The organism is Dyella marensis (genome assembly GCF_049532885.1).
GTDB classification, from domain to species: domain Bacteria; phylum Pseudomonadota; class Gammaproteobacteria; order Xanthomonadales; family Rhodanobacteraceae; genus Dyella_D; species Dyella_D marensis.
Genome location: NZ_CP064029.1, coordinates 2,302,618 through 2,315,892, shown reverse-complemented (window position 1 = coordinate 2,315,892; position 13,275 = coordinate 2,302,618). Strand labels below are relative to the sequence as shown.

The window sequence follows — 13,275 nt, the reverse complement described above, 5'->3', positions numbered from 1 at the left end:
AAACATTGAGGAGGACGCGATTTCTTGCGTCCACTACAAGGTCAATCCAGGAGTTGGGGAAAAAGTTTAGGGCTGGATGCGAATTAGCTTCGCAAAACAGCGAAGCCGATTTTGTCGGACGGAGCTTGGAGGTAAGAAATTACATCGGAAAGCCACGCAAGCAACTGATTTAAAATAAATCACTGGCCGCGACCGAACTCAGAAGTCGTAAACCCCCGTCACCATCGCCATCCGCCCCTGCCGCACCGGCACGAAGCTCTGGTCGGCATTGACCGCATACAAGGTGCGGTCGAACAGATTGCGCAAGCCCAGCGTCAAGCGCCAATCCCCACCGTAGTAGGTGACATTGGCATCCACGCTCGCCTGCCCCGGCAGATCGAAATAGCCGCCGCCCTGCAGGCGCCCCACGCTGCGGCTGCGCGCGGAAACGCCCGCCGCCACGCCCCAGGAGCGCAGCGATTCGCGCTGGAAGCGGTAGTTGGCCCAGGCGCTGAGCAAGTGCCGCGGCGCCGCCACCGGTTGCGTGCCATCGTCGTTGCGGATGTGCGCATGGGTGTAATTGAGCACGCCTTCCAGTCCGCGCGTGATCTGGCCGGTGAACTCCACTTCCACGCCGTGGTTGGTCTGACCGGGTCCAGGCGTGGCGAAGTACGGCGGCTCCGGCGCGATGTAATCCACGCTGTGGTCCAGCGTGATGCGATACCAGGCCACATTGAGCCGCGCGCGCTGCTGGAACAGGTCGATGCGCGTGCCCGCTTCCCATTGGCGCGATTTCGCCGGCGGCAGCGGCTGGCCGTCCTCGCCCAGCAGCGAATTGGCCTGGAAGCCGGAGGTGTGGTTGACGTACAGCGCCACTTCCGGCGTCGCTTTGAACAGCACGCCCGCCTTCGGCACCCACTGGTTCTTGCGCAGGCGGCGCGGGCTGCCGTCGGCCCAGGACGTGGACAGCTCGTACGAAGTGCGCCGCAGCGCCAGCAGCACGTCCCAGCGTTCGCCCAGCGCGAGCTGGTCCTGCAGGAACAGGCCGGTCTCGGTGGTCCAGTCGCCGCCGCCCAGGGCCTGCACGAAGGCCGCGTCGTCGGTGCTCACGCGCGCGCTCGGCAGCGCCGCATTGGTGAACAGGTTGTAGGACTGCGAAGGGCCCACCTTCAGCGTGTCGCGCTGGCGGTCGCGGCCGGCCTTGGTGCGCGCGTAGTCGACGCCCAGCACCACAGTGTGGGTGATGTCGCCCTGCTCGAACACGCCGGTGAGGTCGTTCTGCAAGGTGTAGAACGCATCCGAGTAGCGGAACGTGCGCGCGGTGGCGTCGACGTCGCCGGTCAGATAGCCGTCCGTCAAGGACCAGCCCTGCCCGCTGGTGCGCTGCTTCACGTACTGGCCGCGGCTGCGGAAGGTCCAGTGGCTGTCCAGGCCCTGTTCCAGCGTGAACACGGCGCGGTTGGTGCGATAAGTCGAATGGTCGCCGGGGTTGCCGGTCAGGATGCCGTACGGCGACATCGCGGCCAGCGTATCGCCGAGCAGCACCGTGTGGTCCGGCCCCGGCACGCGGTTGGTGACCAGCTCGTAGCCCAGGGTGAAGCGCGTGGCATCGCGCTCCCAGCCCAGCGATGGCGCGAAGTACGCGCTGCGCTGGCCGCGATAGCCCTGCGCGCTGCGGTCGGCGTGGTTGCCGGCGGCGACCAGGCGGTAGGTCCAGCCGCCGCCGTTGCCGAGCGCGCCAGCCAGATCCACGCCCAGGCGCGCGCCGTCGTAACGCCCCAGCGACCAGCTGAGCTGGCGCACCGGGTCGCTCTGCGGCCGCTTCATCACCACGTTCACCAGGCCGCCGAAATTGTTGTTGACCGAGGCGTCGCCGAGGATCGCCTCCGGCCCTTTAAGCACTTCGATGCGCTCGATGCCGATCAGCGGCGGCAGGTCTTCGGTGCGCGCGACGCCGTTGGGCATGCCGTCGGTCATGCCGTTGCCGGCGTTGAAGCCGCGGATGCGGAACAGCGCGGGGCCGTCGAAGCCGTCCATGTACTGCACGCCGGCCACGTTGCGCACGGCGTCGGCCACGGTCACCGCCTGCTGCGTGTCCATCAGGTCGCGGGTGACCACGCTCACCGACTGCGGCACCTTGGCCAGCGGCGTATCGGTGCGCGTGGCCGCGCTGGTGGAGCCGGCGCGGTAGCCCACGTCGCCGATCAGGGTGCCCTGCACCTGGATCGCCGCCAGCGAGGCGACGATCGGCACGCTGGGCTTGGCCTCCAGCAGGCTGCTGCGGTAATAGCTGGCCGCCACCGGCATGGGGCGGCGCTTGACCACCACGGTGCCGGCGTCCACCGCCTCGTATTCCAGGCCGGTGCCGCGCAGCAGTTCGGCCATGCCCTGTTCCAGCGTGAGCGCGCCGGCGGCGCCTTCGCTGCGCAGGTCCATGATCGCCTGGCCCGCGGTCAGCACCTGCACATTGGCCTGCTTGCCGAAGGCGATCAGCGCGCTGGACAGCGGCTGGGCGGGAATCGCGAAGTCCACCGTGACGCGCGGCGGCGCGGGCTCCGCCCAGGCGGCGGCGATGGCGAGCGACAGCGCGAAGCTGCCGCCGAACCATGAAAGCGCGCGCCGAACCATGCGGTGTTCAATCCCCCGGACTGCGATGTCCTAAAGGCCGAAGTCTGGCATGGGACGCCACATACACCAAGGCCGCGATTGTGAAGAGCGGCCCTGCCTTGCACAGGGGCTGCGGGCGGGTAGCGGAGGCGCATCGTCGCAACCCTTCGCCGGCGGGGAGTTGGCAAAGGCGCGCTCGCGTTCCATCCAGACCAAAGGCACGAGGCGGACTGGCGCCGCCACTACCCGCCCGCAGCCCCCGTGGAAGGGCGCTGCGTTCAATGCCGCTCCGCGCTCGACAGCACCACGTGGTCGCCGAACGCGCTCACCTGCACCGGGAAGACCCGCGGCAAGGCCTCCACCCAGCGGTCGATCGCATCCACCCGCACGGTGCCGGTGAAGGTCAGCGCGCCCACGCGCGGATCGGCGATCTGCACCGGCCGGCGGCTGTAGCGGTTGATGCTGGCCACCACCACGAACAGCGGCTCGTTGACGAATTCCAGGCGGCGGCCGCGCCACGCGGTGGCGTCGTCCACCGCGATCGGGCCGATGGAGATGCCGCCGTTACCGGTCTGGGGATCGTACAGCACCTGCTGGCCGGCCCCGGCTTCGAGCGCGTCCTTGCCGCCGGGCACGCTCACGCGCACGCGGCCCTCGGTCACCGCCACCGCGACGCGGTCGCCGGTGCGGCGCACGTTGAACGCGGTGCCCAGGTCGCGGATCAACAGCGGACCCGCCACCACCTCGAACGGCCGCTGCTCGTGCACCACGCTGAAGAAGGCCTCGCCCTCGCGCAGCTCGATCTTGCGCAGGTCGTCGGCATAGCGCGCGGTGATGGCGGAAGCGCCGCCCAGGGCCACGCGCGTGCCGTCCGGCAGGGCCAGGTCGCGGTTCTGCCCCACCGCGCTGGCGTAGGGCTGCGCCTGCGGGCGGTAGATGCGGTCGAGCATGCGCCCGCCGAGCACCGCCAGCAGCAGCGAGGCCGCCACCGCGCCGATCCACAGCGGCCAGCGCACGCGGCGCTCGGCGGCACCGGCGAATTCGGCCACGAAGGCCTCGCGCGCATGGCTGTCGGCCTGGCCCAGGCGCTGGCTCAGGCGGCTGACTTCCTCGAAGGCGCGGGCGTGGGTGTCGTCCTCTTCCATCCAGGCCAGCCATTGCTCGATGGTGGCGTCGGAGGGGTCCTCGGCACGCAGGCGCGTCCACCATTGCGCGGCCGCCTGCGTCACGCGATCGCCCGCGCCGGCAAAAGTCATGGCCATCATGGCGTCTCCGAGGGTTGGATGCGCGCGCGGCAATGGGCCAGCGCGTTGCTGACGTGGTAGCGCACCATGCGCTCGCTGAGTTTCATGGTCTGGGCGATGGCGCCGAAGTCGCGCCCCTCGATCACGTGCATCACAAAAGCCTTGCTGGTCTTGGCCGGCAGCTCGCGCAGCGCGGCGCGCACTTCGCGCCACTGCTGCAGCGCCGAGGCATGCTGTTCGGGGATGGGCTGGGCGAACCAGTCGTCGTCCGGCGCGTCGGCCGGGGCATTGGCGCGCACGGCGCGCATGCGCAGCCGGTCCACCGCCAGGTTGGCGGCGATGCGGAACAGCAGGGCGCGCGGCGCGGCGATGGGGTCGGCGTCCTTCATCGCCAGCATGCGCACGTACACCTCCTGGGCCACCTCCTGCGCATCCGAGCGCGAATTGAGGCGGGCGGCCAGGAAGGCGACCAGGGTGCGGTTGTGCTCGCGGAACAGCGCGGCGATCTGCGCGGCGCGGTCCTCCGTGCCGGCGGAGACCTCCGGCGGGGCGGCGTGCGGGCCCGGGCTATCCATGCGGGGCGCGGCCGTGCTGAGTGGGTCTGGCATTCATCAAGGCGCGGAACGTAGGTATGGCGGTGGAGAACAGCCTAGACGTTCGGCCCGGAGATTTTTGAAATCCGGGCCCTCGGGCGCACCCGCGCACGACGTAGGTTGGGGTTCGCTGCGCTCACCCCAACCTACGGCGCCTCCAGCGCCCTAGGCCCGACGCCGCGCCGCCCGCGTCTTCGCCGCCTTCTTCGCCGCAGCCGAGCGCTGCGCCGCACTCTTGGTCCGCGCGCCCTTCTTCGCCGCGGCAGAACGCGACGACGACGACCGCTTCGCCGCCGCCCGCTTGCCCTGCTTCGCCAGCGACTCGTGCGACGCGGCCGAGTGGCCTTCACGCTTCAGCGCCGTCTTGGTGGCGCGCGAACGCTTCGCCGAAGTCTTGTGCGGATGCTTCGCCGCACGCTCGTCCTGCGCGGCCTTCTTGCGCGTGGCCTTGCTCGCCGATTTTTTCGCCGGCACCTTCACGCCGGCCCGGCGCGCTTTCGACAGGCCGATGGCGATCGCCTGCTTGGCCGAGCGGGCACCGTGCTTGCCCTCGCGCACATGTTCGATCTCCTCGTGCACGTACTCGCCGGCCTGCGTGCTCGGCGCCTTGCCTTGGCGCTTGTCGCGTGCCGCGGCTTTGCGGGTCTTTGCTTCGGGCATGTCGTGATACTCCGCGATGGCTCAGGTATCGACGGGTGTAGGCCAGGCGCCGTCGATATCGAGTCGACAGCACGTCAAGCGGATGCCTGCATCTCACGCTCGTTCAGCCGCGCGGCACGCGCGCACGCATGAACAGCGCATGCGCCGTGCGTGTACTTCTTTCATGCTCGCGAAAAATTTGCGCGACGAAAACATCAAGCGTTGCAGGCTAAGCACGCCACGACGCCGATTGCGCACATGGCACGGATGTTGCGGCGACGAAAGCGCGCGAGGCCTGCAGGCCTGCGCGATCCCCCTTCGGCCACACACAGAGAGAAGCCCATGACTTCCAAAGAGACGACAGGACAAGCAGCGCCTCTTCGCGGTTTTGCGCGGATGGACCCCCAGCGTCAGCGCCAGGTGTCATCGCTGGGTGGACGCACCGCGCATGCCCGCGGCAGTGCCCACGAATTCACCAGCGAGGAAGCACGCCTCGCCGGCCACAAAGGGGGCAAGGCGGTCAGCGAGAACCGCGAACACATGGCGGCCATCGGCCGCATCGGCGGCCGCCGCCTCCGCGCGCAGCGGGAATCCCAGCCCTCCTGAGCGTCCATCGCACGCCCCGGCCATTCCCACCCCAGAAGGATCGGAGAGCGTCATGCCTAAACGCAGCCTGTTCCTCACGGCCCTGGCGTCGAGCCTCCTCGCGCTGGCCTGCCTTCCGGCGGCCAGCGCGAGCGAAGGCTCGCCCGCCGACCAGGCCTTTCTCACCCGCGCCGCCGCAGCCGGCAGCGCCGAAGTCGCCCTGGGGCAGCTGGCCCTGCAGAAAACCAGCTCGCCGCAGACCAGGCAGCTGGCCCAGCACATCGTGTCCGACCACACCAAGGCCAATGAACAGCTGGTCGCGCTCGCGCGCCAGAAGCAGATCACCGTCGCGCCCGAACCGGACGCAGCCGCCAAGCAGAAGCTGGACAAGCTGCAGAAACTCGACGGCGACGCCTTCGACCGCGCCTACGCGCAGGACATGGTCAAGGACCACCAGCAGGCCATCGCCCTGTTCACCAAGGCCTCGACCGGCGCCACCGACAACGACGTCAAGCAATTCGCCGCGCAGACCCTGCCGGTGCTGAAAGACCATCTGCAGATGGCGCAGCAGCTGCGCAAGGCCGGCCGCGACGAAATGCAGGGTCCGGCCACCCCGCGTTCGCCGATGCAGGAAATGCCTTCCTCGACGCAACCGCCGCCGAGTAGCGGACCGCCCAGCAATGGGCACTGATCCATCCCTCTTTTAGCCATCCATCCGACCGGCGCCTGCGCCGGTCCTGGAGAATGTCATGAAGCATCGCCACCCCTATCCTTCCGGGCCGCAACGCGGCGGCTACGGCGCGTATGACGAAACATGGCGCGGGCCCGGCAGCGGTCCGTGGCGGGAAGCCGGCGGGCGCGCCGAAGGCCGCGGCGATCCCCGCAACCCGCAAGGGCGCCGCGCCGGCCCCGGCTATCGCGACCACGACCGCTACGGCCCCCACAGCGATTACCTCTCCGCCACCGCCGAAGGCTATGGCGACATCGACGAAGGCTATCTGCCGCCCGCCTGGGACGAAGCCGGCCCGCAGCACGGCGGCTACCGCAACACCTTCGCCAGCGACACCGGCGGCTACGGCAGCGACCGCCCCGCCGACTGGCGCGAACGTTGGCAGGACGAATATCCGCGCGGTTTCGCCGGCTATGGCACCGACCGCGCAGGCCGCCTGCAGGGACCGCACGGCGTGCGCCGCGACTATGGCGACGAAGGCGGACGGCAACGCTTCGGCCAGGGCTACGGTTCACCCTCCGGAGGCGCCTCGTGGGGCGGCCCGCACTGGGACAATCCGCAATACCGCGACTACCAGGCCGACTACGGCCGCCGCCAGTACGCGCGCAGCCCCACCGACTTCATGGACGAGCGCTACCCGTTCGGCCACGACTACGGCGCCGGCCCCAGCCACTATCGCCAGGCACCGAAGGGCTATCGGCGCTCGGACGAGCGCATCCGGGAAGACGTCTGCGAACGGTTGTCGGAAGACCCGCGGATCGATGCGCGCGAACTCGAGGTGAGCGTGCAAGGCGGCGTGGTCACGCTCGAGGGCACGGTGCCTTCGCGCCAGATGAAGCACCTGGCCGAGGACTGCGCGGACCGCAGCTTCGGAGTGAAGGACGTGGAGAACCGGGTGCGGGTGGAGCAGCGGGATCATCGGGATGAGGATCTGCGCAGTTCGACCGCCGGCGCCGGGACGTATACAGGCGCGGCGCAGAAACACTGACACTCGTCATTCCGGCGCAGGCCGGAATCCAGTAGCGAGAGCCTCTCATGGAGCTTGTGCATCCACGATGCGGCTTTTGGACGTCCGTACGAAAATCGTACGTTGCCGCTACTGGATTCCGGCCTGCGCCGGAATGGCGGTCGAAGGCATCGAGCCGCCCAGCATCACGCACCGGTCCGCCAAAGCCCGCACGCTGGCACGGTGCGAAATCACCAGCAGCATCGTCTGCGGCAACCGCCGCTTCAGCATCGCCAGCACGTCGATCTCCGCCGCCGCATCCAGGGCCCCGGTCGACTCGTCCAGAATCGCCAGGAACGGCCTGCGCAGCAGCAGCTGCGCCAGCAGCAGGCGCTGCAGCTCGCCGCCCGACAGCTGGCTGGAGCGATCGCGCAGCGCGAGATCCAGGCCCTGTTCGCTCGCGCGCAGGCGCCGGTCCAGCCCGACGTCCGCCAGCACCTCGTGCATGCGCTGCTCGCCGGCTTGCGGATCGGCCCAGCGCAGGCATTCGCGCACCGTTGCCTGCCACGGCCGCACGTGCTGGCTGACGAAGGCCGCGTGCCGCGCATGGCGCCGGTAGGCATCGAAATCGAGCGTGCGGCCGCCGATCTTCGCGGCGAAATCGGCCGGCTCGATCAAGCCGGCCAGCACGTCGGCGAGGCTGCTCTTGCCTGCGCCCGAATCGCCGGCGATCAAAGTCAGCTCGCCCGGCGCCAGCACGATGTCGCGCACTTCCGCGCCATGCAGCGCCACCGCCGAGCGCACGCGCTCGATGCGCAAGACGGCCCCTTCCGGAAACGCCCCAGGCGCACCCGCGACCACCGCATCGCCGGCCAGCCCCGCGTAGCGCCGCCACAGCTCGAACGCCGGCACCGCCGAGCGCAGCTGGCGGAAACTCTGCCGCGTCGACACCAGATACGGCAGCAACCGCCCCAGCAGCAGGCTTACCGCGATCAGCGAGGCGCGCGCATCGCCCTGCAGCCGGTGCGCCAGCATGAACATCGCGGCGATGCCGGCGGCAGCGAGCAGTTCCAGCCATAGCCTGCCGGAGGCCAGCATGTCCTGCTGATGCTCGTAGCCGCGCGCCAGTTCGCGCGAGACATCGCCATACGCCGCCCGCTCCACGCCCTCGCGGCCGAACGAACGGATATGGCGCAGGCGCCGCGGAAAATCCTCGCTCAGCCAGAACAGCCTGGTCAGGTCCGCCACGTACTTGCGGCTGACCCGCGCCTGCTCCTGCCCGCGCGAACGCGACACCAGCACGCCCAGCAAGGCCAGCAGCGGCACGGCCAGCATCAGCATCGGCGAGATCCAGAACGCGAACGCCAGGCTGATCGCGCAGGTCAGGCCGGCCACCCACAGCTGCAGCAGGCCGCTGAAGCCCTGCATCATGATCTCGATGTTATAGGTGAGCACGTTGGCGATCTCGGCCGAGGTCGCATCGGCCAGCGCAGCCAGCGGCGCGTGGATCAGATGCCCGTGCACGCGGCGGCGCAGATCCGCGCCGTAGTCGCCGGTCAGGCGCGCGGCCAGCAGGGACGACCCCCAGCGCAACGCCGCCAGCGCAAACGCCGCGGCAACGAACGCCCCCGCCTGCACATCCACGCCGCGATGCAGATAGAAGCCGCTTTCGGCCCCCGGCGCGCCCAGGCTGACCAGCGGCACCAGCAGCACCGCGGCAAGACTGCCGGCGAGTGCGGACGCCACCGACAGCACCACATAGAACGCCATCTGCCACGCGTGCCGGCGTTCCAGCGTGTCGGCGAATGCCGCGGGCAGCAGCCGGTCGGTGAAATTGCGCGCGCTCATCGTTCCAGCCACGCCGATAGGGCGGCCACCGCTTCCCCGGGATGCCGCGCGCGCGCCAGGCGATACACGCCCAGCCGCACGCAGCGGCGGCAGAACTCGTCCCAGCCGGGCAGGCCTGCCGCATAGGGCTGATCCGCGGCCAGCCGCGCGATCGCTTCGCTGGGCGGCAGCGGCGTCAACAAGCGTTCGGCCGGCCGCGCCGACACCAGCACCACGCCTTTGAGTTGCAATGGCTCCGGCGCCAACCGCCCATGGCCGCCGCGCAGATCGACTTCATATTTCTCCACGCCGCTGCGGCGGCGGATCGTCGGCGAACGGCGAATCCAGTCGCGCACGCCCGCGTCGTCGACGAAGCGAAACGCATCGTCCGTCACATGCAGATAATTGGCCACGCCCGTCGCCCGCAGATAGTCCGGATGCACGAACACCGCATCCTCGGCGAGGAAATCCAGGCCACCCAGCAGGCTGTGCAAGGCCAGCGTCGACTTGCCCGCCCCGCTCTCGCCCAGCAGCAGCACGCCCTGCCCATCGCGCCCGACGCAGGCGCCATGCAGCGGCACCAGCCCCTGCGCGCGCTGCGCCAGCACGAACACGGCGAATTCCAGCAGCTCGTAGCGCACGTGGTACGGATGGCGCGCCAGCATCGCCGGGGAAGCCACCACCAGCGCCTGCCGCCGCGCCGGCGCGATCGCGGCGTAATGCGCCGCATCCATCACGCCGCACAGCAGCCCCGCACCGGAGCGCATATGCACCGGCGGCGGCGCGTCGAGGCTGGCGGCATCGGCCGGCTTGGCCAGCCGCAGCTCGATATGCAGCGCAGGCGCTGCCGCCGGAAAGCGATGCGCCGGCAAGCCGCCATACGCCGCCTCGATCACCTCCAGCCAGGCCTCGTCGTCGGCCTCGAACCGCACGTCCGCACCGAGCACACATGCATTCACGGCAAAACGCCGCGCCGTCCGTTCGCCGAACGGATCGATCGCGGCGTCGTCGACCGGCGCGGGGCGCGCGGCAAGGCCCAGGTTGGTCAAGCGTAGGACTCCGTCGGCGGGGCTGTGGTCCGCGTCTGGCGTGAGTGCCGCCGCGTCGCCGGAAAGTTGCCTTGTCGCGCGCCACGCCCGGCTGCGGGCGCCGCTCGCAACCGAACCCGCGCGGCGCGGCACTCACGCCCAGCGACAACGGAACACCGCGCCCGCGCGGCACGCTCCCGGCGATCACAAGGCCCCACTCCATGCTCAGAATCCAGGTCAGCCACTCCTACTTCCTGCGCTACGACCGCAAGCAGTGGGAACGCGGCAAGCCCTACCCGCCCCTGGCCACCCTGCAGGTGGCTTCCCTGCTGTGGGACCTGGGCCACGAGGTGAGCCTGTTCGACGCCATGCTGGCCGAAGGCGTGGAGGACTACGCCGGCTCGCTCGCCGCCGCGGCGCCGGACGTGGTGGTCATCTACGAGGACAACTTCAATTACCTCACTAAGATGTGCCTGAACCGGATGCGCGAAGCGGCCTGCCAGATGATCGGCGAGGCGCGCGCGCACGGTGCGCGCGTGATCGTCGCCGGCTCCGATGCTTCGGACCACCCGGAAGCGTTTCTCGCCGCCGGCGCCGAGGCGGTGCTGGTGGGCGAAGGCATCGCCGCGCTGCTCGACCTGATCGGCCGGCTCAACGACGACCTGCGGATGGATATCGCGCCGTGGACCGCGGACCTCGCCGGCGTGGCCACGCTGTCGCAGGGCCAGCAGCGCCTGACCCGCATCGGCGCGCAGCCGCCGGATCCGCGCCTGGGCGGGCATCCGGCCTGGGACCTGGTGGACATCGAGCGCTATCGCGCGCTGTGGCAGGAGCGGCACGGCTATTTCAGCCTGAACATGGCCGCTTCGCGCGGCTGCCCGTTCCGCTGCCACTGGTGCGCCAAGCCGATCTGGGGCAACCACTACAAGCAGCGCGGCCCGCGCGACGTCGCCGAGGAAATGATCTACCTCAAGCGCGCCTACGCGCCGGACCATATCTGGATGGCGGACGACATCTTCGGCTTCCACGTCGACTGGGTCACCCAGTTCGCCGAGCATCTGCGGGACGCGGATGGCTCGGTGCCGTTCACCATCCAGACCCGCGCGGACCTGTCCAGCGACCGCATGGTGGCGGCGCTGGCGCAGGCCGGCTGCGCCGAGGCGTGGATCGGCGCCGAAAGCGGCAGCCAGGCGGTGCTCGACCGCATGAACAAGGGCACCACGATCGCCGAGCTGCACAGTGCGCGCGACCGCTTCCGCCAGTACGGCATCCGCGTGGGCTTCTTTGTGCAGCTGGGTTATCTGGGCGAGCAATTGGAAGACTTGAAAGCGACGCGCGCGCTGATCGAACGCGCCGCGCCGGACGATATCGGCGTGAGCGTGTCCTACCCGCTGCCCGGCACCAAGTTCTACGAGCAGGTGAAGGCCCAGCTCGGGCGCAAGACGCATTGGCAGGACAGCGGCGACCTGGCGATGATGTTCCGCGGCGCCTACGACTCGGAGTTCTATCGGCGCGTGCGCGACCTGCTGCACGAACAGGTGGTGCTGCAGAAGGCGCAGCCGCGCAACCATCCCTCGCAGGACGCGCGGGCGCTGGCCGGACTCGACGCACGCTGGGACGCGCTGATGGCCGAGGAACGCCAGTACCGCCGCGCCGACGCCACGCCCGCGCACGACCTGGCCCTGCCCGCCGGCCGCACGGCCAGCGCCTGAAATGCCCGTGCTCGCCTTCCCCGCCGGACGTCTCCGCACGCCCACGCCCGCGCCGCTGCCTCCGCTGAAGCAGGTGCGCGCCGGCCTGCGCCGCGCCACCGAGGCCTTGGCCGAGGAACTGGCCCTGGTGCGCTCCGGCGGCGTGCTGCCGGCGTGGAGCGAACTGGAATGGCGGCTCGCCACCGCAGCTGCCGTCGCGCACGGCGTGGCGCCGCTGCTGCATCGCTTCTCGACCTGGCAGCGGGTGGAGTGGCGCCGTTTCCTGGACCGCCAGCGCCAGCACGTGGCGCAGCGCCATGTACGCATCGAAGCGCTGCTGCGGCGCATCGATGCTTCTTTCCGCGCCGCCGGCCTGCCTGTCCTCGCTCTCAAGGGGGTGGCCCTGCACGGTCTCGGGCTGTATGCGCCGGGCGACCGCCCGATGGCCGACATCGACCTGCTGGTGCGCGCCGGCGACGCGGACCGGGCGGCGGCACTGCTGTGCGGGCTGGGCTACACGGAAGCCTTCGCGCAGTGGAAGCACCGCGCGTTCAAGCCCGCCGCGGGCGGCGCGGTGGCGGGACTGGGCGAGCATCGCGACACCGCGGTGAATATCGAGCTGCATACGCGTATCCACGAGCGGCTGCCGGCCTCGATCGTGGACATCACGCCGATGGTGTTTCCGCCGGGTCCGCGGCCGGGACTGAATCCTTATCCATCGAACGGCGCGCTGATGGCGCATCTGCTGCTGCATGCGGCCGGCAATATCTGCAGCCGCACCTTGCGCCTGCTGCACCTCAACGACATCTCGCTGCTGGCCACGCGGATGACGCTGGCGGACTGGGAAGTGCTGTGGTCCGCCGGCAACCCTTGGTGGGCCTTGCCGCCGCTGCGGCTGGTGGCGCGCTATTACCGCAATGCGGTGCCGGCGGCGGTGCTGGCGCGGCTGCGGCGCGGCTGTCCGCCATGGCTGCGCGCCGCGGCGAAGCGGCAGACGCTGACGCGGGTGTCATGTTCGGACCTGTGGCTGCAGGCCTTGCCCGGGATCGAGTGGTCGCGCACGCCGGGCGAAGCGCTGCGCTATCTGCGGCATCGGTTCGTGCCCGACGAGGAAAGCCGGCAGGAACGGCAGGATATGGCGCGGACGCAGCTGTGGCTGCAGGGACAGGCGTGGGTGACGCGCTCGCAGGCGCGGCGCTTGCTGCGGCGGCTGGCGGGGTCGGTGCCGCGGATGGATACGTTGTATGTGGTGCGCGCCGCGCTTGAGGCGCAGGAGTGAAACGCAAAGCGCAAGATGAAACTCGCCCCACCTATCTGCCCCCTCTCCCCTCCGGGGAGAGGGTCGGGGTGAGGGGCCGGGCGGAGCGATGAGCTGACGGTCATCTCGAGCTCGAGAGCTTTTCTTC

At 70.0% G+C, this 13,275-nt stretch carries 11 protein-coding genes; 5 read left to right on the top strand and 6 right to left on the bottom strand.

Annotated features, from left to right (window positions below; genetic code table 11):
• Positions 1–198: 198 nt before the first annotated feature.
• The 4 genes from ISN75_RS10220 to ISN75_RS10205 all read right to left on the bottom strand — a co-directional run bounded on the left by ISN75_RS10220 (position 199) and on the right by ISN75_RS10205 (position 5,083).
• Complete coding sequence (locus ISN75_RS10220) at positions 199–2,607, bottom strand: TonB-dependent receptor (protein WP_343821155.1); 2,409 nt, start codon at positions 2,605–2,607, stop codon at positions 199–201.
• A gap of 257 nt (positions 2,608–2,864) precedes the next feature.
• Complete coding sequence (locus ISN75_RS10215; protein ID WP_343821156.1) at positions 2,865–3,851, bottom strand: FecR family protein; 987 nt, start codon at positions 3,849–3,851, stop codon at positions 2,865–2,867.
• A complete protein-coding gene (locus tag ISN75_RS10210; RefSeq protein WP_168647464.1) occupies positions 3,848–4,405 on the bottom strand; it encodes an RNA polymerase sigma factor in 558 nt (185 codons plus the stop codon). The genes ISN75_RS10215 and ISN75_RS10210 overlap by 4 nt, the downstream gene beginning before the upstream one ends.
• Positions 4,406–4,588: 183 nt before the next feature.
• Complete coding sequence (locus ISN75_RS10205) at positions 4,589–5,083, bottom strand: DUF6496 domain-containing protein (RefSeq protein ID WP_167257374.1); 495 nt, start codon at positions 5,081–5,083, stop codon at positions 4,589–4,591.
• Between the two features lie 321 nt (positions 5,084–5,404).
• On the opposite strand from ISN75_RS10205, the gene ISN75_RS10200 reads away from it, so the two are divergent.
• From ISN75_RS10200 to ISN75_RS10190, 3 genes are read left to right on the top strand one after another with little or no spacing between them, the layout of a single operon-like run.
• Positions 5,405–5,668, top strand: coding sequence for a stress-induced protein (locus tag ISN75_RS10200; protein ID WP_167257375.1), 264 nt, complete (start codon positions 5,405–5,407; stop codon positions 5,666–5,668).
• A gap of 52 nt (positions 5,669–5,720) precedes the next feature.
• The gene (locus tag ISN75_RS10195) at positions 5,721–6,338 is read left to right on the top strand and encodes a DUF4142 domain-containing protein (RefSeq protein WP_343821160.1); all 618 of its coding nucleotides are present in this window, start codon (positions 5,721–5,723) and stop codon (positions 6,336–6,338) included.
• Between the two features lie 58 nt (positions 6,339–6,396).
• Positions 6,397–7,365: a BON domain-containing protein gene (locus ISN75_RS10190; protein WP_343821162.1), complete on the top strand. Its 969-nt coding sequence runs from the start codon at positions 6,397–6,399 to the stop codon at positions 7,363–7,365.
• Between the two features lie 108 nt (positions 7,366–7,473).
• Here the strand turns inward: ISN75_RS10190 and ISN75_RS10185 are convergent, their stop codons facing one another.
• Together ISN75_RS10185 and ISN75_RS10180 are read right to left on the bottom strand one after the other, a co-directional pair.
• Positions 7,474–9,171 carry an ABC transporter ATP-binding protein gene (locus ISN75_RS10185; RefSeq protein WP_343821164.1) on the bottom strand — a complete coding sequence of 566 codons (1,698 nt, stop codon included), beginning with the start codon at positions 9,169–9,171 and terminating at the stop codon, positions 7,474–7,476.
• Positions 9,168–10,199 (bottom strand): serine kinase, encoded by a 1,032-nt coding sequence (locus tag ISN75_RS10180; RefSeq protein ID WP_343821165.1) that lies wholly within the window; start codon positions 10,197–10,199, stop codon positions 9,168–9,170. The genes ISN75_RS10185 and ISN75_RS10180 overlap by 4 nt, the downstream gene beginning before the upstream one ends.
• Positions 10,200–10,399: 200 nt before the next feature.
• Between ISN75_RS10180 and ISN75_RS10175 the strand changes: the two genes are divergently transcribed.
• Both ISN75_RS10175 and ISN75_RS10170 read left to right on the top strand, forming a co-directional pair.
• Complete coding sequence (locus ISN75_RS10175; RefSeq protein ID WP_167257378.1) at positions 10,400–11,890, top strand: B12-binding domain-containing radical SAM protein; 1,491 nt, start codon at positions 10,400–10,402, stop codon at positions 11,888–11,890.
• A gap of 55 nt (positions 11,891–11,945) precedes the next feature.
• On the top strand, positions 11,946–13,148 hold the full coding sequence (locus tag ISN75_RS10170) for a nucleotidyltransferase family protein (RefSeq protein ID WP_423385169.1): 1,203 nt from the start codon (positions 11,946–11,948) through the stop codon (positions 13,146–13,148).
• Positions 13,149–13,275: the final 127 nt, after the last annotated feature.

What these genes read in the sequence shown, in the direction of transcription:
- ISN75_RS10220 (WP_343821155.1), bottom strand. Translation starts at nt 2,607, where the DNA reads ATGGTTCGGCGCGCGCTTTCATGGTTCGGCGGCAGCTTCGCGCTGTCG.
- ISN75_RS10215 (WP_343821156.1), bottom strand. Translation starts at nt 3,851, where the DNA reads ATGATGGCCATGACTTTTGCCGGCGCGGGCGATCGCGTGACGCAGGCG.
- ISN75_RS10210 (WP_168647464.1), bottom strand. Translation starts at nt 4,405, where the DNA reads ATGGATAGCCCGGGCCCGCACGCCGCCCCGCCGGAGGTCTCCGCCGGC.
- ISN75_RS10205 (WP_167257374.1), bottom strand. Translation starts at nt 5,083, where the DNA reads ATGCCCGAAGCAAAGACCCGCAAAGCCGCGGCACGCGACAAGCGCCAA.
- ISN75_RS10200 (WP_167257375.1), top strand. Translation starts at nt 5,405, where the DNA reads ATGACTTCCAAAGAGACGACAGGACAAGCAGCGCCTCTTCGCGGTTTT.
- ISN75_RS10195 (WP_343821160.1), top strand. Translation starts at nt 5,721, where the DNA reads ATGCCTAAACGCAGCCTGTTCCTCACGGCCCTGGCGTCGAGCCTCCTC.
- ISN75_RS10190 (WP_343821162.1), top strand. Translation starts at nt 6,397, where the DNA reads ATGAAGCATCGCCACCCCTATCCTTCCGGGCCGCAACGCGGCGGCTAC.
- ISN75_RS10185 (WP_343821164.1), bottom strand. Translation starts at nt 9,171, where the DNA reads ATGAGCGCGCGCAATTTCACCGACCGGCTGCTGCCCGCGGCATTCGCC.
- ISN75_RS10175 (WP_167257378.1), top strand. Translation starts at nt 10,400, where the DNA reads ATGCTCAGAATCCAGGTCAGCCACTCCTACTTCCTGCGCTACGACCGC.